Raw genomic sequence first — 23,992 nt, 5'->3', positions numbered from 1 at the left:
TCGACGCCGAGATCGGTCAGACCCAGCTGCGCGGAATCATGCGCCACAGCCAGTCCTGATAGGAGATGGTCGTCGCGGTGAGGACGGGCGACAACCACCAGAAGTTCATCAGCGCCAGCAGGGCGAACGCGCCCACCACCGAGGTGCCGCCGACCCGGCGTCTCGCGGACGCCCCCACGGGCCCGATGATCAGCCCTGCCACCAGCACGATCGCAAGGATCATGAACGGCAGCATCGGGAGCGCGTAGAACAGGAACATGGTCCGATGGTCGGCCACCGCGAAGTAGAACCACGGCGCCCACCCGGCCAGATAGGCGCCGAGCACGGCCCCCGCCCGCCAGTCGCGCGTGCTGAAGTACCACACGACCAGCGCGATCAGCGCCGCCACGGCCCCGAACCAGATCACGGGGGTGCCGGTCGCCAGCACGGCCGACGAGCAGTTGTCCGAGCCGCAACCGCCGGTCGGCTTCTGGTAGTAGAACGACACCGGCCTGAGCAGCAACGGCCACTGCCAGGGGCTCGACTGGTAGTCGTGATGGGTGGTCAGCCCCTCATGGAAGCCGAGCACCTGGTCCTGATAGCCCAGCCACGACCGGAACGAGTCGAAGACGAAGAAGACCCATCCCTGCGACGTCGCCTGCTCCCAGTTACGGCCCCAGCCCTTGTCCGTCGCGAACCATCCGGCGGACGAGGCGATCCACGTCACCACAGGCACGACGGCCGTCCAGGCGACGCCGAGCGGCCAGTCCAGACGCCATGCCGTCCGATAGGGCTGCGGCAGGCCGATCGCCCGGCGGGCCCCCGCGTCCCACAGCAGCGTCATGACCACGAAGGCCAGGATGAAGAACGCACCCGTCCACTTGGTGGCCAGCGCGGCGCCCAGGCAGAGTCCGGCGGCGAGACGCCACGGCCGTAGACCCAGCCGGGGTCCCGGCGCGGTCACCGCCGAGCTCTGGTACCAGTCGACGAGCCGTTCCCTGCTTCGGTCCCGGTCGACCACCAGGCAGGCGAACCCGGCGAGCACCCAGAACATCAGGAAGACGTCGAGCAGCGCCGTACGCGACAACACGAAGTGCAGGCCGTCCAGCGCCAGCAGGAAGCCGGCGAGACAGCCGAGCATGGTCGAGCGCGTGAGACGGCGGGCCACCCTGGCCAGGACGAACAGCGAGAGGGTCCCCACGAGGGCGGCCATGAACCGCCAGCCGAACGGCGTGAGACCGAACAGCCACTCGCCGAGGCCGATCATCCACTTGCCGAGCGGGGGATGCGCGACGAAGGCCCCGCACTGTTCCGCGGGGGCGCAGGTCTTGAAGATCTGCGTGCTCCCGCGGAGCATCAGGGCGTCGGCCCCGTCGACGAACTGCCGCTCGACGCCGTAGGTGATCGTGGAGAAGGCGTCCTTGGCGTAGTAGGTCTCGTCGAACACCACCGCGTGCGGAGTTCCGAGACGGTCGAACCGGAGTATTCCCCCGAAAACCGCGACGATCAGCGGGCCGAGCCATCCCCACAGGGGGCTCCCCGGCATCGGCGGCACCAATCGGTCCCTGACCGACATCGGCGCACTCCCGCCGAGTTCTCCGACTGCCCGATCGGAAGTCTGCGCCACACCGGCATAGTGTCACAAACCCCTATAAAAATGGCCAATAATATGAGCGATTCGCCGCAGGTAATGGCGTTCGCCGTTGGCCTGGTACTTCATCCTGAACGGTCCGGCGGCGCGTGTCGTGCCGCCGTCGCCGCGGCCGCCCGGATTCCGATCGGTGAATGGTCTTCCATATCGAGGGCAGAACGCGCGGAGCGACAACATCTACCGCGCGATCAGCGCGCCCACATTGGGAGCGTCACAGATGGATTTCGACGACGATGCGCGACTCGACGCGTCGCAGGTGGAAGACGTCGGCGGGCGACGCGGCGGTATGCCGCGCGGTGGGATCGCGATCGGCGGCGGAGCCGCCGGCATCATCGCGCTCATCCTGGCCCTCATCTTCGGCTTGAATCCCGGCGACATCACCGGCGGAGCCGAGCAGCCCACCGGGCTTGAGCCGGGTTCGGACCTGAGCCAGCAATGCCGCACCGGGGCCGACGCCGACCAGTCAGAAAAATGCAGGGTCGTCGGGGTGGTCAACAGCCTCCAGGACTACTGGGCGGGAAAGATCCAGGGCTACACCCCCGCCAAGACGGTCCTGTTCTCGGGCGGCGTCCAGACCGGGTGCGGCGCCGCCGACTCCTCGGTCGGCCCGTTCTACTGCCCCGCGGACCAGAAGGTCTACCTGGATCTCAACTTCTTCAACGACCTTCGGACGCGTTTCGGCGCCGAGGGAGGGCCGTTCGCCCAGGCCTATGTCATCGCCCACGAGTACGGGCACCATGTGCAGGACCTGCTCGGCACCATGAACAGGGTCGGCCAGGGCCGGGGCGCGGAAGGCGCGTCCGTGCGACTGGAGTTGCAGGCGGACTGCTATGCGGGTATCTGGGCCCGCAACGCCGTGAGCACCGGTTTCTACGCCAAGCCGTTCACCGATGCCGACATCCGTGAGGCACTCGACGCGGCGTCGGCGGTCGGCGACGACCGCATCCAGGAGCAGACGAGCGGGCGCATCGACCGCGACGCCTTCACGCACGGAACCTCGGCCCAGCGGACCAAGTGGTTCACCAACGGCTACAAGTCCGGCGACCCCGCACGCTGCGACACCTTCTCCGGAGGCATCTGATGCGCTGTGCCGAAGAAACGGGCCCGGAGGAAATCGACGGCATTCCTCTCTTAAACTACGTACCGTGATCTTTAAGTTGGTCGGCGACGGACGGCCTTACCCCGAACACGGCCTGTCCCATCGCGAGTGGGCGCAGATTCCACCGCGACAGGTCAGGCTGGACACGCTGATCACCACGAAGGCGGTGCTGGATCTGCACTCTCTGCTCGCCAAGGACTCCACGTTCTACGGCGACCTGTTTCCGCACGTCGTCCAGTGGAACGGCGAGCTCTACCTCGAGGACGGCCTGCACCGCGCCCTGCGGGCGGCGCTGCACCAGCGATCGGTCCTGCACGCGAGGATCCTCGACATCCAGTCCTGAGCGAACGAGCCGCCCCGGGCAGGGGCGGACTCAGAGTGACGCCCGCGTGGCAACCGGCCGCACGAAAGTGCCGGGCCGAAATTATCCGCTTTTTACGGATTTGAACGTAAATTTTCTATATGTGCCGGACTCGTCGTCCTCAGGCCGAGCCCGGCAGCGCGTCCGAGCGGGCTCTGGGCAGACTGGGTACAGTCGCCCGCCCGAAGCGCGCCTCGGCCCCCGACAGCCGGGTGATCAAAAGAGCCGCCGACCTGTGAACGCAGGTCAGCGGCTCATCTTCAGTGGCGCGTCGGCCTGCGTCGTCAGACGGCTACGGCCTCGATGACCACCATGTTCCCCGCCTCCGCCACCCGGGTCCGGCGAAGCCCGGCTCGAGTGAAGAGCGCGTCGTACTCGGAGAGATCGCGCTCGCGCCCTCCGGTCATGACCAGCATGTTGGCGTCCATCACCGGCGCGAGGCCGGGGACGCCGACCGCTCCAACCAGGAGTTCCACAACGGCTACGCGGCCACCGTCGTTGAGGGACCTTCCGCAGTTCGTCAGGATGCGGACGGCCTGCTCGTCGTCCCAGTCGTGGATGATGTACCGCAGCAGATAGAGGTCGGCGGCGGGAACCTCCTGGAAGAAGTCGCCGCCCACGACGTCGAAACGGTCCTCGAGGCCGTCCGCCTTGGCCGCTTCCAGCGCGGCGGGGACCACGTCCGGCCGGTCGAGCACCACGCCCCGCATACCGGGGTGGTTCCGCATGAGCTCGCGGATCAGGGAGCCGTCCGCGCCGCCCACGTCCACGGTCAGACCGGCCCCACCGATCTGGTGGGCCATCGGCACGCCGTCGGAGAAGGCGCTGTTTCTGATGGCCTCCGGCTGGATTTGACGTCCGCAGGCACCTTCGCTGCGGTCGAAGGCCATCGGTGACCCGGGTCACATCTCGCCGGAACTGTCACGTGGGCATGGTCACCCCCGTCTTCTCACTGTCTGCGACGGATTCGAGAAGGGGATGACAGATCATGCAGGAACGCATGCGTATGCAAGAGGTGGCGCCGGGCGGGTACCGGAAGGTGCTCGAACTGAACACCTACGTCCAGGCCAACGTGAACCCGACGTTGCTGGAACTGATCAAGCTGCGGGCGTCGATGGTCAACGGATGTGCCTTCTGTGTCGACATGCACAGTGCGGACGCGCTCAAGGCGGGGGAGACCAGTCGGCGCCGGCTCGCCCTCTCGGCGTGGACCGAATCGCCGTTCTTCACCGAAGAGGAGCGGGCCGCGCTGGCGTTGACCGACGCGGTGACAAGGATCAGCGAGGGTGGCGTCCCCGATCAGGTATGGGATGCGGCGCGGGCGATCTGGTCGGAGAAGGAGGTGGCCGACATCGTGATGGCGGCAATCATGATCAACGCCTTCAACCGGATCGCGATCAGCACCCGCAGGCTGCCCGAAGGCGCGTGAATATCTCCACACCCACTTCCGGGCGGCCGAACGAGCATCGGCCGCCCTGGACGGCGTTCACCCCGACTCCGCCGTGGTAGAGGATCCCGATCGGCCCGGCGACGACGGCACAGTGTTCCAGCAGCACCGGACCATGCTCCTGGGGGTCGCCTATCGGTTGCTCGGCAGCTTCGCCGATGCCGAGGACGTGGTTCAGGAAGCCTGGTTGCGGTGGTCTGGTGTCGATCAATCGGCGATCGAAGCACCTGGCCGGTTTCTGGCCACGGTGGTCACTCGATTGTCGATCGACCGTATGCGGCTGGTCCATCGCCATCGGGAGACCCATGTCGGTCAATGGCTGCCCGAACCGGTGCTCACCCAGGAGGGGCGGCCGCTGGGTCCGGCCGAAACCGCCGCGCAACGCGAAACGCTGTCGTTGGCCATGCTGCGAGTCATGCAGCGGCTTTCCGTGCCCGAACGTGCGGTCTTCGTCCTGCGCGAAGCCTTCGGCCTGCCGTATGAAGAGATCGGCGGAATTCTCGGGCTGGGTGCCGCGCACGCTCGTCAGTTGTATCGGCGTGGCTCCAATCACATGACCGGCGGCCGTGATCGTTTTACAGTCGATCCGGGTCTGCACCGTGACTTGGTGGAACGCTTCCTGCTCGCGGCCCGCACCGGCGAGAGGGACGTCCTGGAACGGCTTCTCGCCCAAGACGTGACGATGTGGTGCGACGGCGGCGGCAAGGTGAGTGTTGCGCTGCGACCGGTTTCCGGCGCTGAGCGCGTTTCCCGGTTGCTGATCGGGAGCATCGCCAAGCATTCCTCTGTCGACTTCCGTATCGCCGAGCTCAACGGGCAGGCCGGACTGCTGATCCGCCTGGATTCGCAGTGGCACGTCTGCTCGTTCGAGGTCGCCGACAACCTGATCATCGGGGTGCAGTGGGTGGCCGACCCGGACAAGCTCGAGCACATCACCACGTGACCGGCCGCACCGCCGTGCGTGACGCCGCCTGAGACCCCTGACGCGAGAAAGCCCGCTCCTCATCGGAACGGGCTTCTGCGTTCTGCTCGGTCGGCCTGGCGGTGGAGGTGGGATTTGAACCCACGGATAGGTTGCCCCATCACACGCTTTCGAGGCGTGCGCCCTCGGCCACTAGGCGACTCCACCGCGCAGTAGCCTACCGGACGAACACACCGGTCCGCGCATCCGTTCGTCCCGGCGAAAGCCCAGAAAACCATCCCGGCGAAAACGTCGAAAACGATGGCGTCGCCTGGAGAACGGAGCCGTCAGGGGCGGCGGTCGGCGAAGAATTCCCTGAGAACGGCGGCGCACTCGCCGGCCAGCACTCCCATGACCACCTCGGGGCGGTGATTCAGCCGGCGGTCCCTGATCACGTCCCAGAGGGAGCCCGCGGCCCCCGCCTTCTCGTCGGCCGCGCCGTACACGACCCGGTCGACCCGGGAGAGCACCGCGGCGCCGGCGCACATGGTGCAGGGCTCCAGAGTGACCACGAGCGTGCAGCCGGCCAGCCGCCACCGGCCGGCCGCCTCGGCGGCGGCGCGGAGGGCGAGCACCTCGGCATGGGCCGTGGGGTCGCCGCTCGTCTCCCGGTCGTTGCCCGCCGCCGACAACACCGAGCCGTCCCGGTCCACCACGACCGCGCCGACGGGAACCTCGCCACGCCGTCCCGCTCGTACGGCTTCCGCCAGAGCGAGCCGCATGACGGCCTCGAAGTCCTCCGGAGACGAGCCGTTCACCGCAGCCGATCGAACTCGTCGGCGAAGGAGAGGCGTTCGGCGATCACGGCCAGAACGTCCGCGGGGAGCACGCCCTCTTCCATGCTGAGCTCCAGCAACTCCTCGGCGGACAGCGAGAAGTCGGCCAGCAGTTCGAAGTCCCCGGCCGGCCGTACGCCGAGGTCGGGGGTGTCCTTGTCCAGGGCCACGCCGGCGAGCTCGGCGAAGATCTCTCCGAGGGGATCCGCCAGCGCGGCGTGGGCGTCGGAGAGGAACATCCGGGGGTCCGCGTCACCGTCGTAGCGGACGATCGCGAACCACTCGTCCTCGATCTCGACGTACAGCAGTGCCAGCTCGTCGCCGTTGAGCCCGAGCGCTTCATGGACGGAGTCGGTCAGATCGTCGGCGATCTCGACGTCGCCGAGATCCACCTCGGTCCCGCTCCACCCGCCGTCGATCTTCACGAAGGCGGCGGAGAAGAGATTCGGTCTGGAGGGCATGGCCGTCTCCCGAGGTCAGCCGATCGCGGCGTCGACGGCGCGTTCGAACGGCTGGGAGAACCCCAGTCGTGCGGCGATGCTCGACAGCACCTCGTCCGGCAGCAGGTCGAGGTCTCCGGAGAGGGCGCCGAGTTCCATCTCGTCGAGCCCCAGGTCAGCGAAGATCGACAGGTCTCCCGCGGGAAGGACGCTGTCGAGCTCCTCCTCCTCGGGGACGGGCACATCCAGGTACTCGAGGACCTGCTGGGCGAGCGGCCAGTCCCAGGAGGCGGTGATGTCGGAGAGAAAAATGCCTATTTCATCACCAAAGAGCCGTAATGCCACGAAGAAGTCATCCCCCACGGCGACCAGGCCAATCGTGGTCCCCATGCTCGGCGTCTGTCGCAGCGCGTGGATCAGGCCACGCAGGTCGGAGGTGAGCGCCACGGGAAGCATCTCCGCCTCCCATTGATCGTCTTCGCGGTAGACCACGATGGCGAAGTCAAGCGCATCCACGTCTGTCATCGTCATCCCTACGGGCATGGTCCTCACGTCATGTAATGGTCCCAGACTCGGAGTCCCACCGTCCGGCGCTCGCCCCAAATTGTGATCAAAAGAGTCAGGCGGCGTCGATGGCTCTGCCAGGGGACGGTAACTTCTTTAGCCATGGAGACCCTGGTAGTCGATCACCCGCTCGTCGCTCACAAGCTGACCACGCTTCGCGACGTCCGGACCGACTCGCCGACGTTCCGGCGCCTGGCCGACGAGCTCGTCACCCTGCTCGCCTACGAGGCCACGCGCGACGTCCGCGTCGTCGACGCGACGGTCGACACCCCCGTCGCCCCGGCCCACGGTGTACGGCTGGCACGCCCGATGCCGCTCGTCGTCCCGATCCTGCGCGCCGGCCTGGGGATGCTCGACGGGATGACCCGCCTCCTGCCCACCGCGGAGGTCGGCTTCCTCGGCATGATCCGCGACGAGTCCACGCTCAAGGCCCAGACGTACGCCACCCGGCTGCCCGAGGACCTGTCGGGGCGTCAGTGCTACGTGCTCGACCCGATGCTCGCCACCGGCGGCACGCTCGCCGCGGCGGTCCAGTTCCTGTTCGACCGCGGCGCCGACGACGTGACCGCGATCTGCCTGCTGGCGGCCCCCGAGGGCATCGCGCACATGGACGACGCCTTCAAGGGATCGGGCAAACCCCTCCGTCTCGTGACGGCGGCCCTCGATGAGCGACTGAACGAGCAGGGCTACATCGTGCCGGGCCTCGGCGACGCAGGAGACCGCCTCTACGGCGTGGTCTGATCTCCCCGCACCTCTCCCCGCGCCATAGTTACTCTGCGCACCCTTTCGGGTACACAGAGTAATAGACGACGTCGCCTCGCCCTCGCGCGAGCGGACGCGCCAGCGGGGAGAGTCATGAGTCAGCTTCCGGACAGTGAGCAGTACGAGCAGGTCGAGGCCATGCTCAGGGACGAGTTCGCCGGCATTCACCCGGCGGCCACCGTCAATCGCTGCGTCCAGGCCGCGCACCACGGTGCGGTGGAAGTGACGGGCCACGCCCCTCCGAGCCTGGTGGAGCGCATCGCGCGCAAACATCTTCAGGTTCTCGCGACCGCCGCGGCGGAGCGGGGGTGACGCCGCTCTATATCGACATGGCTCGACATTCATATTTTGCCGCTTTACCGAACTAGCGGCCTGGGTAATGTATAGCTCATGGGAGTGGTGACGGCAGTGCAGGCCAAGAAGCTTATTAAGTGGGGGGCCATCGGGATGGCGGCCTTCTACCTCTTGAACAAGCCCGCAGACGCGGCGCAGACGGTCCACGGCGCGTTCAACGGGCTGGTGACGGCGGGTAACTCGATGGCGCAGTTCTTCGCGCAGCTGACATGAGACTTGTGACCCACGGGGACTCAGCCCCGTCGTCGGTCAACCGTTACCTCCTCCCCCACGAACAACAAGTCATCATGGTCCGGCGCCATCCCGCCGTACTGCTCCGGCCCGTCGCCGAGATCTTCGGCGGGCTGATCCTCGCGGGCCTGCTCAGCAAGTGGCTGAGCGGCACGGGGGGAAGTGAGGCCCTTGTCATCATCTGGTGGGCCTGGTTGTTGCTGCTCATCCGTTTCGTCTGGAAAGTGGCCGAGTGGTCCGTCGACTACTTCGTCGTCACGTCGCAGCGCATGCTCCTCACCACCGGCCTCATCACCCGCAAGGTCGCGATGATGCCGCTGGGCAAGGTCACGGACATGAGCTTCCAGCGGTCGCTGCTCGGCCGGCTGCTCGGCTACGGAGAGTTCGTCCTGGAGTCGGCCGGCCAGGACCAGGCGCTGCGGTCGGTCCCCTACATCCCCTATCCGGAGACCTTGTACCTGGAGGTCTGTCAGATGATCTTCCCCAGCAAGGACGACGACGACTGACGAGCGCAAGCTGACACACAGCGTCTCGTGATCGAACCTTCACCGTCGTGATTCTTGACGGAGGGTTACACGATTCGGTCGCTTCGTGCCATTATGGCGAGACCATTGACCATTCCCCCGCCCTGAGAGATCCAATGCCGAGTCAGGGAACCATCGGTGACCGCGTCCGCGGATTGCGGTTGAGCAGGCGCATGTCGCAAGCCCAGTTGGCCGGGCCTGACCTGTCCGACAGCTATGTCTCACTCATCGAGTCCGGAAAGCGGACGCCTACGCCGGTCGTCGCACGGCTGCTCGCCGAGCGACTCGGATGCACCACCGAGTTCTTGCTTCACGGGATAGAACCTCGGCAGCGCATCGACACCGAGCTCGGCCTGCGTCATGCCGAGCTCGAGCTGTATCACGGCGACCCCGTCGTCGCGGCCGACCGGTTCGGAGACATCGTCAAGGCCGCAGGCGACGACAACGCGATGCTCGCCGCGCACGCGCGGCTGGGCAGGGCTCGCGCGCTGGACGCGCAGGGCCGGACCGGCCGCGCCGTCGAGGCGTATGAGCGGCTCCGCCGTGAGGCCGCCGCCCACCCCGAGCGTCTGGCCGATCTCCCCCTCACTGTGGCGCTCTGCCGGTGCTACCAGAGGGCGGGCGACATGCTCCGCGCCCGCGACCTCGGCGCCCATGCGCTGTCCCAGGTCGAGCGGCTCGGTTTCGTCCACGGCGAGATCGCCGTCGAGCTGGCTCTCGCGCTGGTGGAGACCCAGACCGGCCTGCCGTACGTCGAGCGGGTGCTGGCCGCGTCCGGAGTGCCGTCGGCGTCCGACCGCAGCGCGGAGGCCCTCGATCTCTGGCAGGCCAGCGTGACCGCGGCCGACGGGGAGGACTCCGCTCTGGCGGTGCAACTCGCGGACGACGCTCTCGCAGCAGGACGGTCCGCCCGGATGGCCATCCGGTGCGCCAGGATCGCCGTGCAGTGGGCTCGGCTCACGGCGGCAGGTCCTGAAGGCGCCGATTTGGATCGAGCCAACGAACTCGTCCTGTCGGCGAGCCATGTCCTCGCAGGCTTCCCCGCCGAGAGGCTGGAACACGCTCGCAGCCTCGTGGCGCTGTCACGTGTGCGGCTTCGCACAGGTGAGGCGGACGGCGCGCTGAGCGCGGCGGGTGAGGCCCTGGACGTGCTCGCCGATTCTCGCGGGACGACAGCGGCCGACGCGCATCTGGTTCTCGCCGAAGTCGCGTTGGCACGCTCCGAAGACGCCGCCGCCCCGCTCCAGCGTGCGGAGGATCTGCTGAACGCCCGTACGGAGGCCCCCGACCGGGAGACCGCGCAGACCTGGCGTCAGCTCGGCGACCTGTGGGGACAGGCCGGATCTATTGATCAACAGGCGAAGGCATATCGTAAGGCGCTGGAGGCCGTCGGCATCCACGTGAACATTCCGGGCTCCACCGCTGCGGCGGTGCTCACCCGCTAGCCTCCCTGGAGCTCCGGCGTTCCGGAGGCTCTGGAATAATTGGGGTCGGCCAGTCATTCAATCATGGGATGACTGGTGTTTCCCAAGAGGAGGCGGACTGTGAGTCTGCGGACGGCGCAGCGAGCGTCTCTCGTCGACCAGGTGATCGACCAGCTGAAGGAGCAGATCACTTCAGGCTCCTGGCAGATGCACGGCAAGATCCCTACTGAGACCGTGCTGGCCGAGCACCTCGGCGTCGGCCGGAACACGGTGCGTGAGGCCGTGCGAGCACTGACCCACGCCGGACTGCTGGAGTGCCGACAAGGCGACGGCACTTACGTCCGGGCCATCAGCGAGCTGTCCGGCGCCATGGCGAGACGACTTCGGACGGCCGAGCAACTCGAGATCCTCGAGGTACGGCGTGCCCTCGAAGTCGAGGCGGCCAGGCTCGCCGCGGCCCGGCGCAGCGACAAGGACATCGTCGCCATCGAGGCGGCTTTGGCCGAGCGGGAGAAGGCCTGGGCGAGTGGGGAGCCCGACCGGTTCGTCGAGGCGGACCTGGCATTCCACGTGGCAGTGGTCGAGGCGACCCACAACAGCGTGCTGACCGACCTCTACATCGACTTCTCCGCGGCCCTGCGTGCGAGCATCGCGGCCGCGGGCGGCACGCTGGAACAGAACTACATCCCCCACGACGCGATCTTCAGGGCGATCGTCGCGGGCGACGCGGCGGCGGCCGAGCGGGCAGGACACGCGTGCATGGAGCACATCCTCATCGCGCTCACCGAGTCGCAGGATCTGACCGCCTGATCGCCCCACCCCAGGCAGGCCCGGTCGAAGTGCCGGGTCAGCCGAGGCGGAGAGACATCACCAGGTAGCGGAAGTCGGGATCGTCGCCTTCGTTGGCGATCAACGCCGGACGAGTCGGCGAGTCCATGTTGAGCCGGACCCGCTGGGTCTCGACTGCCGCCAGCCCGTCGAGCAGGTAATGGGGCTGGAACGCGATCTGGATGTCGTCGCCCTCGAGCTCGGCCTCCAGGACCTCGGCTCCTCGCCCGATCTCCCCGCCCCCGGCCTGGATCAGCACCTGGCCCTGGGAGAACGACAGACGCACCGCCGTGTTGCGCTCCGCCACCAGCGCCACCCGCTTGATGGCCTCGACGAACGGGGCGGCCTCCACGTCGGCGTGGATCGCCCACTGCTCGGACAGCCGGGACCGGTAGTCGATGAACTGGTCGTCCAGGAGCCGGACCGTGGTTGTGCGGCCCTGACTCTCGAATCCGGCCACGTTGTCGTCGAGGCCGATCACGACCTCGCCGCCACGCAGGGAACGGGCCACCTCGACCAGCACCCGGGCCGGCACCATCGCCGCCCGGCTCTCGTCCTCGCGCTCCGGATGCCAGAGGAACTCCCTGGCCGCGATCCGGTAGCGGTCGGTGGCCGCCATCGACATCTGAACTCCGTCGATGTCGAGCCGCACGCCGGTCAGCATGGGCAGCGTGTCGTCGCGGCTCGCGGCGGCCGCCACCTGCCCGACAGCGGTGGCGAAGACCCCGCCGCCGACCATGCCCACTCTGGACGGCATGGCGGGCATCGTCGGGAAGTCCTCATCCGGCAGCGTGAGCAGGCCGAACTCAGCACTCCCGCAGGTCAGAACGGCCTCGGATCCACTCCGGACGATCTCCACAGGCCGGTTCGGCAGACTTCGGGTGATCTCGGCGAGCACCTTGCCGGGGATCAGAACACGCCCGGGCTCCGCCACCTCCGCCTCGATGTCGGCACGGGCGGAGACGTCGTAGTCGAACGCGGAGACACGCAGGGCGTCGCCGGCCTCGAGCAGCAGGCCCGACAGCGCGGGAACGGCCGGGCGGCCCGGCAGCACACGAGCCGTCCACGCCACGGCGTCGGCGAGAACATCGCGGTTCACCTGAAACTTCACAAGACCTCCTGCGACTGTCCGCGCCGAGCCGTACGTCGCTGAAGGTAACGTGTGCGACCGACAGAAACAGCCGTGGCCCCAGTGTGCCATCGACGCCGCCCCGAAGGGCGGCGTTACTTCTCGTTCAGGAAGGCCAGGACGGCGAGTACGCGGCGATTGTCGTCATCGGACGGAACCAGGCCGAGCTTGGCGAAGATGTTCGCCGTGTGCTTGCCGACCGCGCTCTCGCTCAGGTAGAGCCGCTGCCCGATGGCGGCGTTCGACCGGCCCTCCGCCATGAGTTCCAGGACCTCCCGCTCACGCGGGGTGAGTCGCCCGACGGGTTCGTTGCGCGCGTTGCTGGCGAGCAGTTTGGCGATGACCTCCGGGTCCATCGCCGTGCCTCCGGCGGCGACGCGCCTCACGGCGTCGATGAACTGCTCGCCGTTGAACACGCGGTCCTTCAGGAGATAGCCGATGCCGCCCGAGCCGTCGGCGAGCAGTTCCCTGGCGTACAACTGCTCGACGTGCTGCGACAACACCAGGACGGGCAGCCCGGGGACGCGCTTGCGCGCCGTGAGCGACGCCTGGAGACCCTCGTCGGTGAACGTCGGCGGGAGCCGTACATCGACGACCGCGATGTCGGGACGCTCGGTGACCAGGGCCTCGAGCAACTCGGGCCCGGACTCGACCGCGGCCACGACGTCGAGCCCGTGCGCGCGCAACAGGTGGACGAGCCCCTCCCTGAGCAGGTGCAGGTCTTCGGCGAGGACTACGCGCACGCGAGGTCCTTGTCTTTCCGCTGTTGCGCCGACAGGGTGGCGGCGGTGGCGAGCATTCCGGCGCCCAGAAGGATCATGCCGATGATGGTCGGCCACTGGAACGGCTCTGGCAGGTGGAGGGCGAGGAACCAGGACTTCTCCTCGATTCCCACCAGCTTGAGGATCATCGCGACGAACCCCTGCGGGAAGATGGGGATCCAGCAGAGCGACCAGCATATGCCCATCGTGACCGTGCGCCAGGTGACCGGGGGGCGGCCGCGTACGGTCTGCAGCGCCCGCGGCAACTCGATCACGGCCGTGGTCGGGCCGCCCATGGGGCTGTTCAGCGCGAGGACGCCGTCGAACGCGCCGAGCCTCCGCTCGATGCCGGCCAGGCCCGTGCCGTGCGAGGCGTCCGCGCCGCCGTGACCGTCATCGGTCACGGTGATCCGCAGCTTGGTGCCCTGACTGCTGATGTCGATCCACGCCTCCGTGGCGCCGCTGTGCCGTACGGCGTTGGTGAGCAGCTCGCTCACCGCGAAGTAGGCGGCCGACTCCAGCGGGGCGTCGAGCCTGCCGGGAAGCTCCACGGTCACGCGCGTTCTGAGCGGGGTGTCCAGGGCGAGGGCGCGGATGGCGTCCGCGAGGCCGCGCTCGGCGAGCACCGGAGGATGGATGCCGCGCACGAGCTGACGGAGCTCCCGCAACGCGGTCGAGGAGGCGTCCCTGGCCTTGGCGAGCAGAGCCTTCGCGGCGACGGGGTCGGACTCCATCAGTTCCTCGGCCGCGCCGATCGTCATGCCGACCGCGACGAGGCGGGCCTGCGCGCCGTCGTGCAGATCGCGCTCGATCCGGCGCAGTTCGGCCGCCTGGGAGTCGACGACGTCCGTACGAGCACGGGCCAGGCGGCTGACCTGCTGCGCGAGTCTGGCCTTCTCGGTCGGGCCCAGCATCACCCTGGCGATCACCCCGTGCGCATGCACCGCCCAGGGGGCGTACCAGCGGGCGGCGCCGAGCGCGAGCACCGGCCAGAGGAGACCGATCGGGTTGCCGCCGGCCAGCTGGAAGACGCCGAGCGCGACGAGGATCGCGGGAGCACCCGCGAGCAGTCCGCCGGCCCACATGTCCGCCCAGAGGAACCCGAAGTCACGCCAGGTCGCCGAGTCCTTCAGCAGCCAGTTCATCCGGCGGTTGAACGCGGGGATCCTGGGCGTCCTGTAGAGGGAGCGGCCGTCCCGGTACCAGCCGTCGGACAGCGGCACCGGCGGGCCGGGCTCGGGGAGGTAGGGCTCGTCGATCTCGACGCCGGACCATGCGTGCGACAGCCGCCGGCTCAGCCGGGTCGTCCGCCGGAGCAGCCGGACGACCGGCGGGAAGAGGAAGACCATGCCCAGCACCGCGCTCGCCAGTACACCGATCAGCGCGACGAAGGCGACCATCTGGCCGAGCAACGCCACGCAGAAGAGGGCGGCGCCTCTCACCAGTGCCCGTATCGTCATCCGGCCTGTCCCGCTCTCATCCATGCCGTCAGTCTGGGACAGGGGGACATCGTTGGACAGTGGCGGCAGGTGCCCGGCCGGGGTGGGGATAGGTACACCCCGATCGGGTCTTCACCGCATTCCCGGCCGACTGGCGTGAGCTGCTCACTGAGGTCTGCCTCGATCCCCGTACGGCTTTAGCCAAGCTCTCCGGCGGTCAGAGGCAATGGTTGTCGATCGCACTCGCGCTGGCCCAACCTCCCAGCGTGATCATGCACAGGTTCGGCGGTTGCACATCTGACCTGCGAAAACTCCCGGGGTGATCATGCATAGATTCTATGGAATCCCCGCTGACCTGCGATGACATCCTTCGTGATCATGCACCGAATGACCATTGCATGATCACGAAGGATGTTTTCGCAGGCGGGGGCCCTCATTCCGAACCTGCGCATGATCACGCCGGGAGTTTTCGCAGGTCGGACACCATGATCACGAACCCATGCATGATCACGCCCCTCTGTGCTGCTGCTTTGGTTACCTGTGAGGTAATCGCTCGTATACAGGAGGGTGGATAGCGTCAGGGGGTGTGACCGTAGCGCAGCTTCACCAGCGGCCGTTCGGCGAACTGCTCCGCCAGTGGCGGGAGCGCCGGCGGCTGAGCCAGCTCGAACTCTCGATTCAGGCCGAGATCTCCACCCGGCACGTCAGCTTCCTGGAGACCGGCCGCGCCAAGCCCAGCCGCGACATGGTGCTGCACCTCGGCGAGCACCTGTCCCTGCCTCTCCGCGAGCGCAACCACCTGCTGCTGGCCGCCGGTTATGCCCCGGTCTACACGGAGTCGACCCTGGACTCCCCGCACATGGCCGCCATCTGCGCGGCGATCCGGCAACTGCTCACCGCACATGAGCCGTACCCCGCCGTCGTCGTGGATCGGGGCTGGAACCTCGTCGACGCCAACGCGGGCATCGGGCGGATCACCGAAGGCATCGATCCCGATCTGCTCGGGAACGTCCTACGGGCGAGCCTGCACCCGGACGGGCTCGCACCGCACATCGTCAACCTCGGCGAATGGCGCGCCCACCTGCTCGGCCGGTTGAGGCGGCAGATCACCCAGACCGCCGATCCGGAGCTGGGCGACTTGTACGCGGAATTGCTCGACTACCCCTGCGACCAGGCCGAACCCGAGGTCGAGCTACCAGGCCCGGGCGACATCCTCGTCCCGCTGCGCGTGCGGCGCGGGGACCGGGAGTTGTCGTTCTTCAGCATCGTCGCGACATTCGGGACCCCGCTCGACGTCACGGTCGCCGAGCTCGCGATCGAGTCGTTCTTTCCCGCCGACCCGGACACGGCCGCCTTCCTCCGCGACACCCCTTCGTGATCATCCTGCGCTTCCCCCCAAATGGTGGATCTTGCCACAATTTCAGGACATATCGCGCTGGACGCAGGAGGCAGAGTGTCGAACAGGGTGCTGACCCACGATTTCCATGTGGAGGCCGCGCCGGAGAAGGTGTTCGAGCACCTGACCACTCCCGAGAACTACATCGGCCTGTCCCCCCTTGTGGTCGCGGTCAGCGACGTGGATCGCTCCGAGCCGGGAGTCATCCGGTACACCGCCGTCGAACGCTTCCGGTTCCTGTGGGTGATCACCCACGACAACCCCATCAGGGTGGCCCTCCACACTGACGGCCTTTCGGTCCACGGCGAGGTCCGCAGCCCCGGCCGTATCCGGATGGCCTACCGCTTCGATCTCAAGGCGGACGGCACGGGCACACGGGTGAACGACAGGCTGGACCTGGCGGCCCCGTGGCTCCTCGTCGGGTTCGCCGCAGGCGAGGCGCGCAAAGTCCAGCTCGCTCGCGCCCGGATCCTGGCTGAGCGCTTGTCGGGTAAAGGCCGGCCGGCCATGGCCGATGATCAATCTGCGGCGCAGCCGGGTGGCGGCTCCTGACGCCCGAGCGGGTGCGTGAGAGGCTGAAGACACCGATCTCGCGGAGGTAATCGTCATGCTCGTGCTCGCCCATGTGAGTGACATCCACGTCGACGGCACCGAGCGGAACACCTCCCGTGCCGCCCGTGCGCTCGACTACGCCAGGGCTCTGCGTCCCGACGCGATCCTGCTCACGGGGGACATCGCCGACAACGGCGCGGTCGAGGAGTACGAGATCGTCCGCGAGCTGATCAAGGGGGGCGACGTTCCTCTCGTCCTGTGTCCCGGCAACCACGACGCCCGCGGCAACCTGCGGAAGGTGCTGCTCGGCCTCGACGGCGACCACCCGGCCAACCAGGCGCTCAACCTCGACCACGCCACGATCGCACTGTGCGACTCCAGCATTCCGGGCCGGCCGGAAGGACGGCTCGACGACGAGACGCTCGACTGGCTCGACGGGGTGCTGAGCGCCACTCCAGGCGTTCCCGCCTTCGTCGGCATGCACCACCCGGCCGCGGAGCTGGGCATCCCCTACGTCGACGGCATCCGGCTCCGCGAGCCGGAGCGGCTCGCCCGGGTGCTCGGCCGTCACGACCACGTCGTCGCGGTGCTCGCCGGGCACGCGCACACGGCCGCCGCCACCACGTTCGCCGGACTGCCGCTCCTCGTCGCCCCCGGAGTGGTCAGTACGGCGTTGCTGCCGTTCGAGACGGACACGCGCCCGCCCGTCGACCTCGCCCTTCCCCCGGCCATCGCCATCCACCTGCTCGACGACGGCCGGATCACGACGCACTACCGCCCGGTGCCCTGAGTCACTCGTCCGGGATCCACGAGCCGCGGAACCCACGAACGCGGCGCCGAGGCGGACATCTCAAGGTGCGGAGGTCAGCCGTCCCTGCCCTCGTTGAGGACCTCTCTGCGCAACCTGCGTCCGTGCGGCTCGGACAGGCCGAGCGCTCGGCCGATCGCCGCCCCGGTCATCTGCGGGTCCTGCGCGAGCAGTGCGGCGACCTGCGCACGGCGATCGCCGCTCGTCTGGTCGTCCCCAGGTACGGCCCGGGCCTGCCGATCCGATCGCTCGTCCCAAGGCCCGATCGCCTGAGCGAGAGGTTCACGCACCTCGGTGCGATCGGCCTGAGCGGTGCGGTCGGCGCGGTCAATTCGGTCGGCGCGATCGGTGCGATCAATCCGGTCGGTGCGGTCGGTGCGGTCGGTGCGGTCGGTCACTCGATCCTGCACCGCCGTGGACTCGGTGAGGCTGGCGGCGAATGCTCGCCTGGCCTGACCCGCGAGCCCGCCTCTGCCGACGAGTTCGCGATCGCCGACGACCGGCCGATCGCCCACGTTCTGCTGAGCCGGGACCCCGTCCTCGACATCCGGGAAGGTGAGCGGAGCCGTAGCCCGCTCACTCGCCGCGACCGCCACACGCTCGGACACCTCCCTGCCCGAACGGATCACCCACATCGTCAGCTCATAGGCGATCACGAGGGCGATCGCCGGCCACGCGGCCAGAGCAGCCGCGAGCGCGCCGCGCTCGATTCCATGCAGGATGTTCGCCGCGAGCGTCGCGGCGATACCGAGGGCGAGTGCCCATCGAGCGAGCGCGGGCACCTTCAGCTGGTAGCGGGCGCACCACAACAACACCATCGAGCTGGCGTAGATCATGCCGTCGACGGTGACCGGGACCAGGTGGGCCGACAGTTCGTCCTCCGCGCCGTAGCGCTCGATGACGGCGACGGCGTGCCAGTAGCTGACCCAGCCGGCCACCACGGCCACGCCCAGGACCACGACCGTCATGGACACGCGGATGAGGCGATCGCCGACGCTGTAGGTGTGTCCTGTGGTGCTCACGGGGACGATGGTGCCACGCCCCAATGTCGGCTATGTGACTTTCTTCATGCCGCCGGGTTTGCTTCATTGTCATCTTCGCCGGCCCACGCCCGTCGGCCTCTCGGGAGACGGCACGTGGATTTCCGGCTCGACGGAACGATCGCATCCCCGGCGACGAGCGCCCTGCCTGCGCATCCATGACCCGATGAGGCAGGGGCGGCTAGAGCCTGCCGGCCTCGGCGAGGGTGAGGATGTCGGTCGCCGCGCGAAGGGCCTGGTCGTCGATCTCCTCCGCTTCGGGAACCGCACCGCCGAGTAGAGCCCTCTCGAAGAGACCCTCGCGAAGGAGCGCCCCGAACCGGCGGGCGAGGTGGACGGGATCGTTGATCTTTCCCCGCAGATCGGCCGGCCAGCGTGCGACATAGCGGGCCACCAGCGCGATGTCGTGCCCGACGACCTTCTGCTGATACCGCTGCCCCAGCTCCGGGAATCGTTGCGACTCCCTGACGACCACGCGATACAGCCCCAGCTGTTCATCCGACAGCACGCGTCGCAGGTGTTCGGCTCCGGCCCCGGTCAGCCCCGTCAGTGGCGGCGCGTCGAACCAGGGCGGATCCGTCGTATCCGTGTCCAGGGTGCAGGCGGATTGGATCACCGCGATGAACAGGTCGTCCTTGTCGTCGAAATGCCGATAGAGGGTCTTGATGGAGACGCCGGCACTCGCCGCGATCCGGTTGACCGAGCTTCCCGCATAGCCCTCGTCGAGGAAGGCCTGCAACGCGGCGCCGACGAGCGCGTCGCGCTTGCGCGCCATCAGCCCCGCCTTCGGGTCATCCGCCGCCCACGTCCGCACATGTCCTCCCTCGTCTTGACAGAAGCATACGACAGCGAACACTATCGTTACGTCCGACAGTGATCGCTGTCGCATGACGAAGGGGGAGAACGATGCAGGACAACGAGGGTGCGCGGGTGCTGGTGCTCGGCGCGAGCGGGCGGACCGGAGGGATGATCGCGGCCGCTCTTGAGGCCTTCCCGGCCGAGGTCACCGTGGTTCGAGCCTCACGCGACCGTGAGACGGTCGAGCGCTGGCGAGCAGAAGGACGCGCGGCGGTGCACCTCGACCTCGACGACGCACGCACCTTCCCCGCGGCGCTCGAGGGCGTCGACCGGCTGTTCCTCATGGCCGGTTACACGGTGGCGATGACGCACCAGGCCAAGACGATCGTGGACGCCGCCGCCGCCGCCGGCGTCGGGTTCATCGTCCATCTGGGCGTCTTCGGGGACGGCCGCTCCACCGATCCTCACTTCGCATGGCACGAACTGGTCGAGCGGTACATCGAGGGAAGCGGCATCCCCTGGACCCACCTCCACCCGCACATGTTCATGGAGAATCTGCTGACCAGCCTCAGGCTGCGCGACGGGCGCCTGCCCTGGCCGATGGGCGACAAGCCGACCGGGTGGATCGCCGTCGAGGACCTGGCGGCGGTCGCGGCGAAGGTCCTCGCCGAGGGGCCGGAGATCCACGCGGGCAAGGGGTACTGGATGTCGACCGACCTCCTCAACGGAGTTCAGGCGGCGGAGATCCTCCGGCAGACCCTCGATCAGCCCATCACCGCCCTGGTTATGAGTCCGGAGGACCTGCTGCGGATGGGCTCAGACGCCGCGCCGACCTTCATGGAGGCGACGTATGCGGCCAGCGCCATGGAGTGGTTGCAGCAGACGTACGACGGCCGGATGGACTACGCCGCGGTGACGACCTCGACGATCGAGGAGCTTCTCGGCCGACCGGCGTTGCACCTCGCGGACTGGGCGACCCGCAACCGGCAGGCTCTCCTCAGCGACTCTCAAGCGGCGTAGCCGGCATCCGGCTGTACGGCCGGGCCGATCTGCGGAGCGCGAGGAAGGCTGCGAGGCCGGCGATCGCGCACGCCGTCACCAACATGCTCATGCTTCGGCTGTCCTTGGGGCTGACGCTCACGATGAGGGACGCAACGCCGCCGCCGCCCATCTGAAAGGCTCCGAGGAGGCCGGAGGCCACACCCGGGAAGGCGGGAAAAGTGGTCACGCCACCTGCCACCGACAAGGGGAAGATGAAGCCGTTTCCGACGTTGACCACGGCCATCATGAAGATCATCGGCCAGAAATTGAGCGGGCTGTACAGCGAGAACAGAAGGAAGGCCAGTGCTCCGCCGGAGAAGATGACGTGCGCTCGCGTCAACAGCTCGTCGATGGGCGTGCTCCTCACCAGGCGCCGCGAAACGAGGTTGCCGGATATGAAGGCGATCGACATCAGGATGTAGCAATAGCCGTTGGCCACGGGGCTGACGCCCAGTCTGTGAAAGATGGCCGGCGATCCGACGAGGTAGCCCGTGTACACGGCATATCCCATGGTCAAGTTCAGGCCGTAACGCCAGAAGACCACGCTGCCGAACAGCGTGCGGTAGTTCCCGATGGTCTCTCGCAGATGGCCGGTCCGCGCCGTGCGCGGCCGGGACTCGGGGAGACGGAACAGCACCGCGACCACGGTCACAGCGGCCAGGACGGCGGTGAACAAGAACGGGGCACGCCAGGAGAACCATTCGGTCAGATAGCCGCCGATGAACGGCGCGAAGGCCGGCGAGGAGCCCATCCACGGCATGATCAGGCCCAGCACCCGCGCGGCGGTCTCGCGGTCGTACAGGTCGCCGATCACCGCCCTGGCGACGACCAGGCCGGCGCCGGCGCCCAGCGCCTGCAGCAGTCTGGCGACCGTGAAGACGGTGATGTTCGCAGGAAACGCGCAGGCCAGTGACGCCAGTGCGTAGACAGAGAACCCGACGATGATCGGCACCCGGCGGCCCCGCGCGTCGGACAGCGGGCCGTAGAACAGCTGGGCCACCAGCAATCCGACCAGATACGGGCCGAACGACGCCTGGACGGCGGACACGGGCACGCCGAGGGATGCCGCCGTCATGCTCATTCCCGGCAGATTGATGTCTGAGGACATCAGACCGCCGATGCTCAGCGAAATGAGGATCGCCAGCATCATCGGCGACGGCCTGCGGCCGACGGTCGCGGTGCTCTTCACGAACGGGCGAATTCTTGAGCGATCGACAGAACGATGTCGTTGGCTCGTTCCTCATCGACCGTTATGCGAACCCCTTCATCCGGGAACGCCCGGACGAGCACACCGTCGCGCCGGCATGCCTCGCCGAAATCGGCGGACCGCGCCTTCATGGGAAGCCAGAGGAAGTTCGTCTCACTCCGGGCCACCGGCCATCCCTGTGCCCGGAGAGTGCTCTCCATGCGCTCACGCTCTTTCACGATCGTCTCCACCCGCGCGAAGAGCTCATCCGAAGCCCGCAGCGAGGCCTGGGCGGCCCGCTCCGCCAGCCGGGTGACGCCGAACGGCAGCGCCGTCTTACGTACCGCCCTCGCGACCGTTGGATGCGCGACGGTGAACGCCACCCGCAGTCCGGCGAGGCCGTACGCCTTTGAAAAGGTGCGCAGCACCGCGACGTTCGGCCGATCGCCGTATCGCCTGATGCCATCCGGGACTTCGGGGGCCCGCACGAACTCCCGGTATGCCTCATCGAGCACGATCAGTACGTGCTCGGGAGCACGGTCGATAAAGCCGTCCAAGGCGTCGTGGTCGATCGCTGTGCTGGTCGGGTTGTTCGGATTGCACAGGAAGACCAGGCGTGTCCGGTCGGTGATCGCGCCCAGCATCGATTCCAGGTCCTGATCGACGCCTGAGAGCGGAACGCGGACCTGCCGGGCGCCGACGACTGACGTCAAAATCGGATAGGCCTCGAACGAGCGCCACGGGAAAACGACCTCGTCTCCTTGGTCCACTGCGGCGAGGAGGAGCTGCTGCAATACCGCGGCCCCGCCGCCGCCGACCGCGACGCTTTCCTGCGCCACACCGAAGTGTTCGGCGATGGTCTCGATCAATGAGCTGTTCAGCATGTCCGGATAGCGGTTGAGACCCGCGGCGGTCTCGCGCACGACGTCGAGCACACTCGGCAAGGGCCCGAAAGGGTTCTCGTTGAAATTCATCCGGTGCTTCACCGGCCCGAACCCGCTGACACCGGCCTCGAATACGGGAACCGCGTCCAGCGACGTCCGCATTCGTGGCGCGTTTCCGCCCATGACTTTCTGCCTTTCGTCGAGTAGGAGGTTCGGCGCCCGAATGCCTCCCCACTCACGGGGAGCCCGCCGGGCCGGCTCATCGATCAATGTGCTTCATCGGCACAACGGGGAGGACTCACGCCAGACAACCGGGCAGTAATCCGGATCGGAATAGTCGGGACGGTTATCCGCGGTCTTGCGAACCAGATCATCGTGGCTGTAGCGGGCCTTCTCACCATCGGGCCTGCGGAACTCTCGATATTCGTTTTCGCGATCTTGGAGCCTGATGGTGACCACACGTCGTGGCTCGCCACTGAGATTCGGCCCGCTGCCGTGGAAGGTCTTGCAATGGTGAAAGCTGACCTTCCCTTTCTCGATCATCACTGAGATCTTCTTCAGTTCGGCGTTGTTGTACTCCGCGTTCCGCTGGAGAGTTCGCTCCAGCGTTTCAGGATCTCGGCTGGCGAAGTGCTGCGTTTCGTCATCACCTTCCTCCAGGGGAAGTTCCTTCCACTTGTGACTTCCGTCGATCACACTGAGGGTTCCGTGTTCCTCGCGGCAGTCATGCAGGGGAATGAACGCGGTGACGAGGTTCTCCGAGGTGCAGACCCGCCAGTGATGCAGGTCGATATGCCAGGGCACGACGTTGGTCGGCTCGTCGGCGCGGCCGGGTTTATAGATCAGCGTGCTGCTCCAGAGCCTCGCCTCCGGTGTTTCCATCAGCCGGGCTCCGACAGCGCCGACGAGTGGCTTGCACAGGATCCGGCGCACGATGGCGTTCTCGTAATGGACATAGTCATTGTGCCGCTGCACGTCACCGTACTCTGGTTCCCAGTACGCGACCGCCGGCGGCTTTCGGGGAAGGCGCCGATCTCGGTGACCCGCATAGAACTGCTCGATGCCTTTCCGGACTTCGTCGATCTCTTCGTCGGTGAACAACCGGTTGGACAAGTACCAGCCGTGCTCCCGATAGAAACGGACATCGTCGTCCGTTGGGAGTAGTGCCGTCTCCTCATCGGTGAGCATGAATTCGTGAATCGGCATCACGGTAAACCACCTCTTCCAACTCAGTTCGCCGTCCAGCAGGATCGGTCATCCATGAACCGATTTCCGGTGGTACCCCGAGTCGGTCGACACCGGAAAGAGCCCGATGGTTCGGAGAAATCTTTCCGATCACCTCTGACGAGGCTGCCGGCGACTCCGGACTGAGGAACCTACAGCTAGGCGGAAACTTCGACGTCGGTAAATCGTCCGTGGTCCAGATCAACGAGCATGGCCGTTCGGTGTTTGTGGCGACAGCACGGCCAGCGCCTTACGGATATCAAGGATCTGGCCTCCCATAACGTGAGTTCGATGCGGCGTTACCCAGTAGATTTCCGCCGAACCGGGCATACC

27 protein-coding genes and 1 tRNA gene are annotated in these 23,992 nt (G+C 67.4%); 14 read left to right on the top strand and 14 right to left on the bottom strand.

Features of this window, described 5'->3' with window-relative positions; genetic code table 11:
• Positions 1-16 precede the first annotated feature (16 nt).
• Positions 17-1,555 carry a dolichyl-phosphate-mannose--protein mannosyltransferase gene (locus tag Pmi06nite_RS10870; protein ID WP_239113814.1) on the bottom strand — a complete coding sequence of 513 codons (1,539 nt, stop codon included), beginning with the start codon at positions 1,553-1,555 and terminating at the stop codon, positions 17-19.
• A gap of 292 nt (positions 1,556-1,847) precedes the next feature.
• Between Pmi06nite_RS10870 and ypfJ the strand changes: the two genes are divergently transcribed.
• Positions 1,848-2,711 (top strand): KPN_02809 family neutral zinc metallopeptidase, encoded by an 864-nt coding sequence (ypfJ, locus tag Pmi06nite_RS10865; protein ID WP_203952790.1) that lies wholly within the window; start codon positions 1,848-1,850, stop codon positions 2,709-2,711.
• A 64-nt stretch (positions 2,712-2,775) separates the two neighbouring features.
• Positions 2,776-3,072 carry a type II toxin-antitoxin system VapB family antitoxin gene (locus tag Pmi06nite_RS10860; RefSeq protein WP_203952789.1) on the top strand — a complete coding sequence of 99 codons (297 nt, stop codon included), beginning with the start codon at positions 2,776-2,778 and terminating at the stop codon, positions 3,070-3,072.
• Positions 3,073-3,374: 302 nt separating this feature from the next.
• Here Pmi06nite_RS10860 and Pmi06nite_RS10855 read toward each other — a convergent pair whose 3' ends face one another.
• Positions 3,375-3,893, bottom strand: coding sequence for a methyltransferase (locus tag Pmi06nite_RS10855; protein WP_203952788.1), 519 nt, complete (start codon positions 3,891-3,893; stop codon positions 3,375-3,377).
• Positions 3,894-4,090: 197 nt separating this feature from the next.
• Here Pmi06nite_RS10855 and Pmi06nite_RS10850 point away from each other — a divergent pair, with 197 nt between their 5' ends.
• Together Pmi06nite_RS10850 and sigJ are read left to right on the top strand one after the other, a co-directional pair.
• Entirely contained in the window at positions 4,091-4,519 is a 429-nt protein-coding gene (locus Pmi06nite_RS10850; protein ID WP_239113813.1) for a carboxymuconolactone decarboxylase family protein, read from the top strand.
• Positions 4,520-4,631: 112 nt separating this feature from the next.
• Entirely contained in the window at positions 4,632-5,480 is an 849-nt protein-coding gene (gene sigJ / locus Pmi06nite_RS10845) for an RNA polymerase sigma factor SigJ (RefSeq protein WP_203952786.1), read from the top strand.
• Positions 5,481-5,576: 96 nt separating this feature from the next.
• Here sigJ and Pmi06nite_RS10840 read toward each other — a convergent pair.
• The 4 genes from Pmi06nite_RS10840 to Pmi06nite_RS10825 all read right to left on the bottom strand — a co-directional run bounded on the left by Pmi06nite_RS10840 (position 5,577) and on the right by Pmi06nite_RS10825 (position 7,239).
• A tRNA-Ser gene (locus Pmi06nite_RS10840) sits at positions 5,577-5,666 on the bottom strand.
• 119 nt (positions 5,667-5,785) lie between these two features.
• Positions 5,786-6,256 (bottom strand): tRNA adenosine(34) deaminase TadA, encoded by a 471-nt coding sequence (gene tadA, locus Pmi06nite_RS10835; RefSeq protein WP_373317286.1) that lies wholly within the window; start codon positions 6,254-6,256, stop codon positions 5,786-5,788.
• Positions 6,253-6,735, bottom strand: a complete 483-nt coding sequence (locus Pmi06nite_RS10830) for a tRNA adenosine deaminase-associated protein (RefSeq protein WP_203952785.1) — start codon at positions 6,733-6,735, stop codon at positions 6,253-6,255. The genes tadA and Pmi06nite_RS10830 overlap by 4 nt, the downstream gene beginning before the upstream one ends.
• Before the next feature lie 15 nt (positions 6,736-6,750).
• Positions 6,751-7,239 (bottom strand): tRNA adenosine deaminase-associated protein, encoded by a 489-nt coding sequence (locus tag Pmi06nite_RS10825; protein WP_373317285.1) that lies wholly within the window; start codon positions 7,237-7,239, stop codon positions 6,751-6,753.
• A 141-nt stretch (positions 7,240-7,380) separates the two neighbouring features.
• Here Pmi06nite_RS10825 and upp point away from each other — a divergent pair, with 141 nt between their 5' ends.
• From upp to Pmi06nite_RS10795, 6 genes are all read left to right on the top strand, one after another.
• Positions 7,381-8,019: a uracil phosphoribosyltransferase gene (gene upp / locus Pmi06nite_RS10820; RefSeq protein WP_203952783.1), complete on the top strand. Its 639-nt coding sequence runs from the start codon at positions 7,381-7,383 to the stop codon at positions 8,017-8,019.
• Positions 8,020-8,133: 114 nt separating this feature from the next.
• Positions 8,134-8,352: a three-helix bundle dimerization domain-containing protein gene (locus Pmi06nite_RS10815; protein WP_203952782.1), complete on the top strand. Its 219-nt coding sequence runs from the start codon at positions 8,134-8,136 to the stop codon at positions 8,350-8,352.
• Positions 8,353-8,430: 78 nt separating this feature from the next.
• Complete coding sequence (locus Pmi06nite_RS10810) at positions 8,431-8,607, top strand: hypothetical protein (RefSeq protein WP_203952781.1); 177 nt, start codon at positions 8,431-8,433, stop codon at positions 8,605-8,607.
• Positions 8,604-9,131, top strand: a complete 528-nt coding sequence (locus tag Pmi06nite_RS10805) for a PH domain-containing protein (RefSeq protein ID WP_203884531.1) — start codon at positions 8,604-8,606, stop codon at positions 9,129-9,131. Before Pmi06nite_RS10810 ends, Pmi06nite_RS10805 begins: the two co-directional genes overlap by 4 nt.
• A 134-nt stretch (positions 9,132-9,265) precedes the next feature.
• The gene (locus Pmi06nite_RS10800; protein ID WP_203952780.1) at positions 9,266-10,594 is read left to right on the top strand and encodes a helix-turn-helix domain-containing protein; all 1,329 of its coding nucleotides are present in this window, start codon (positions 9,266-9,268) and stop codon (positions 10,592-10,594) included.
• A 99-nt stretch (positions 10,595-10,693) separates the two neighbouring features.
• The gene (locus tag Pmi06nite_RS10795) at positions 10,694-11,383 is read left to right on the top strand and encodes a FadR/GntR family transcriptional regulator (protein WP_203952779.1); all 690 of its coding nucleotides are present in this window, start codon (positions 10,694-10,696) and stop codon (positions 11,381-11,383) included.
• Positions 11,384-11,420: 37 nt separating this feature from the next.
• Here Pmi06nite_RS10795 and dnaN read toward each other — a convergent pair whose 3' ends face one another.
• The 3 genes from dnaN to Pmi06nite_RS10780 form a co-directional block, all read right to left on the bottom strand.
• A complete protein-coding gene (gene dnaN / locus Pmi06nite_RS10790) occupies positions 11,421-12,512 on the bottom strand; it encodes a DNA polymerase III subunit beta (RefSeq protein ID WP_203952778.1) in 1,092 nt (363 codons plus the stop codon).
• Between the two features lie 113 nt (positions 12,513-12,625).
• Positions 12,626-13,273 (bottom strand): LuxR C-terminal-related transcriptional regulator, encoded by a 648-nt coding sequence (locus Pmi06nite_RS10785; protein WP_203952777.1) that lies wholly within the window; start codon positions 13,271-13,273, stop codon positions 12,626-12,628.
• The gene (locus tag Pmi06nite_RS10780) at positions 13,264-14,775 is read right to left on the bottom strand and encodes a sensor histidine kinase (protein WP_239113811.1); all 1,512 of its coding nucleotides are present in this window, start codon (positions 14,773-14,775) and stop codon (positions 13,264-13,266) included. The genes Pmi06nite_RS10785 and Pmi06nite_RS10780 overlap by 10 nt, the downstream gene beginning before the upstream one ends.
• 541 nt (positions 14,776-15,316) lie before the next feature.
• On the opposite strand from Pmi06nite_RS10780, the gene Pmi06nite_RS10775 reads away from it, so the two are divergent.
• The 3 genes from Pmi06nite_RS10775 (at position 15,317) to Pmi06nite_RS10765 (ending at position 17,468) form a co-directional block, all read left to right on the top strand.
• The gene (locus tag Pmi06nite_RS10775; RefSeq protein WP_203952776.1) at positions 15,317-16,108 is read left to right on the top strand and encodes a helix-turn-helix domain-containing protein; all 792 of its coding nucleotides are present in this window, start codon (positions 15,317-15,319) and stop codon (positions 16,106-16,108) included.
• A 75-nt stretch (positions 16,109-16,183) separates the two neighbouring features.
• A complete protein-coding gene (locus tag Pmi06nite_RS10770; protein WP_203952775.1) occupies positions 16,184-16,678 on the top strand; it encodes an SRPBCC family protein in 495 nt (164 codons plus the stop codon).
• Between the two features lie 55 nt (positions 16,679-16,733).
• Entirely contained in the window at positions 16,734-17,468 is a 735-nt protein-coding gene (locus Pmi06nite_RS10765) for a metallophosphoesterase (RefSeq protein WP_203952774.1), read from the top strand.
• Between the two features lie 74 nt (positions 17,469-17,542).
• Here Pmi06nite_RS10765 and Pmi06nite_RS10760 read toward each other — a convergent pair whose 3' ends face one another.
• On the bottom strand, positions 17,543-18,508 hold the full coding sequence (locus tag Pmi06nite_RS10760) for a helix-turn-helix domain-containing protein (protein ID WP_203952773.1): 966 nt from the start codon (positions 18,506-18,508) through the stop codon (positions 17,543-17,545).
• A gap of 199 nt (positions 18,509-18,707) precedes the next feature.
• On the bottom strand, positions 18,708-19,340 hold the full coding sequence (locus Pmi06nite_RS10755; RefSeq protein WP_203952772.1) for a TetR/AcrR family transcriptional regulator: 633 nt from the start codon (positions 19,338-19,340) through the stop codon (positions 18,708-18,710).
• A gap of 92 nt (positions 19,341-19,432) precedes the next feature.
• Between Pmi06nite_RS10755 and Pmi06nite_RS10750 the strand changes: the two genes are divergently transcribed.
• Positions 19,433-20,344 carry an NmrA family NAD(P)-binding protein gene (locus Pmi06nite_RS10750; RefSeq protein ID WP_203952771.1) on the top strand — a complete coding sequence of 304 codons (912 nt, stop codon included), beginning with the start codon at positions 19,433-19,435 and terminating at the stop codon, positions 20,342-20,344.
• On the opposite strand, the gene Pmi06nite_RS10745 is transcribed toward Pmi06nite_RS10750, so the two are convergent.
• From Pmi06nite_RS10745 to Pmi06nite_RS10735, 3 genes are all read right to left on the bottom strand, one after another.
• The gene (locus tag Pmi06nite_RS10745; protein WP_203952770.1) at positions 20,322-21,554 is read right to left on the bottom strand and encodes a multidrug effflux MFS transporter; all 1,233 of its coding nucleotides are present in this window, start codon (positions 21,552-21,554) and stop codon (positions 20,322-20,324) included. The two genes, Pmi06nite_RS10750 and Pmi06nite_RS10745, sit on opposite strands and share 23 nt — an antisense overlap.
• Entirely contained in the window at positions 21,551-22,597 is a 1,047-nt protein-coding gene (locus Pmi06nite_RS10740; protein WP_239113810.1) for a histidinol-phosphate transaminase, read from the bottom strand. Before Pmi06nite_RS10740 ends, Pmi06nite_RS10745 begins: the two co-directional genes overlap by 4 nt.
• 114 nt (positions 22,598-22,711) lie before the next feature.
• Positions 22,712-23,641 (bottom strand): phytanoyl-CoA dioxygenase family protein, encoded by a 930-nt coding sequence (locus Pmi06nite_RS10735; RefSeq protein WP_239113819.1) that lies wholly within the window; start codon positions 23,639-23,641, stop codon positions 22,712-22,714.
• Between the last annotated feature and the right edge of the window lie 351 nt (positions 23,642-23,992).

Origin of the sequence: Planotetraspora mira, assembly GCF_016863275.1 — a bacterium.
Classification (GTDB): domain Bacteria; phylum Actinomycetota; class Actinomycetes; order Streptosporangiales; family Streptosporangiaceae; genus Planotetraspora; species Planotetraspora mira.
The sequence above is the reverse complement of the archived record's forward strand: the minus strand, read 5'-3'. Positions and strand labels throughout refer to the sequence as shown.

Bases quoted from the DNA above. Each gene is read 5' to 3' on its own strand.
- Pmi06nite_RS10815 (WP_203952782.1), top strand. From the start codon at position 8,134: ATGAGTCAGCTTCCGGACAGTGAGCAGTACGAGCAGGTCGAGGCCATG.
- Pmi06nite_RS10740 (WP_239113810.1), bottom strand. From the start codon at position 22,597: ATGCGGACGTCGCTGGACGCGGTTCCCGTATTCGAGGCCGGTGTCAGC.
- Pmi06nite_RS10810 (WP_203952781.1), top strand. From the start codon at position 8,431: ATGGGAGTGGTGACGGCAGTGCAGGCCAAGAAGCTTATTAAGTGGGGG.
- Pmi06nite_RS10735 (WP_239113819.1), bottom strand. From the start codon at position 23,641: ATGCCGATTCACGAATTCATGCTCACCGATGAGGAGACGGCACTACTC.
- upp (WP_203952783.1), top strand. From the start codon at position 7,381: ATGGAGACCCTGGTAGTCGATCACCCGCTCGTCGCTCACAAGCTGACC.
- Pmi06nite_RS10800 (WP_203952780.1), top strand. From the start codon at position 9,266: ATGCCGAGTCAGGGAACCATCGGTGACCGCGTCCGCGGATTGCGGTTG.
- Pmi06nite_RS10805 (WP_203884531.1), top strand. From the start codon at position 8,604: ATGAGACTTGTGACCCACGGGGACTCAGCCCCGTCGTCGGTCAACCGT.
- Pmi06nite_RS10870 (WP_239113814.1), bottom strand. From the start codon at position 1,555: ATGTCGGTCAGGGACCGATTGGTGCCGCCGATGCCGGGGAGCCCCCTG.
- Pmi06nite_RS10850 (WP_239113813.1), top strand. From the start codon at position 4,091: ATGCGTATGCAAGAGGTGGCGCCGGGCGGGTACCGGAAGGTGCTCGAA.
- Pmi06nite_RS10750 (WP_203952771.1), top strand. From the start codon at position 19,433: ATGCAGGACAACGAGGGTGCGCGGGTGCTGGTGCTCGGCGCGAGCGGG.
- Pmi06nite_RS10830 (WP_203952785.1), bottom strand. From the start codon at position 6,735: ATGCCCTCCAGACCGAATCTCTTCTCCGCCGCCTTCGTGAAGATCGAC.
- Pmi06nite_RS10765 (WP_203952774.1), top strand. From the start codon at position 16,734: ATGCTCGTGCTCGCCCATGTGAGTGACATCCACGTCGACGGCACCGAG.
- Pmi06nite_RS10825 (WP_373317285.1), bottom strand. From the start codon at position 7,239: ATGACAGACGTGGATGCGCTTGACTTCGCCATCGTGGTCTACCGCGAA.
- Pmi06nite_RS10780 (WP_239113811.1), bottom strand. From the start codon at position 14,775: ATGGATGAGAGCGGGACAGGCCGGATGACGATACGGGCACTGGTGAGA.
- Pmi06nite_RS10855 (WP_203952788.1), bottom strand. From the start codon at position 3,893: ATGGCCCACCAGATCGGTGGGGCCGGTCTGACCGTGGACGTGGGCGGC.
- ypfJ (WP_203952790.1), top strand. From the start codon at position 1,848: ATGGATTTCGACGACGATGCGCGACTCGACGCGTCGCAGGTGGAAGAC.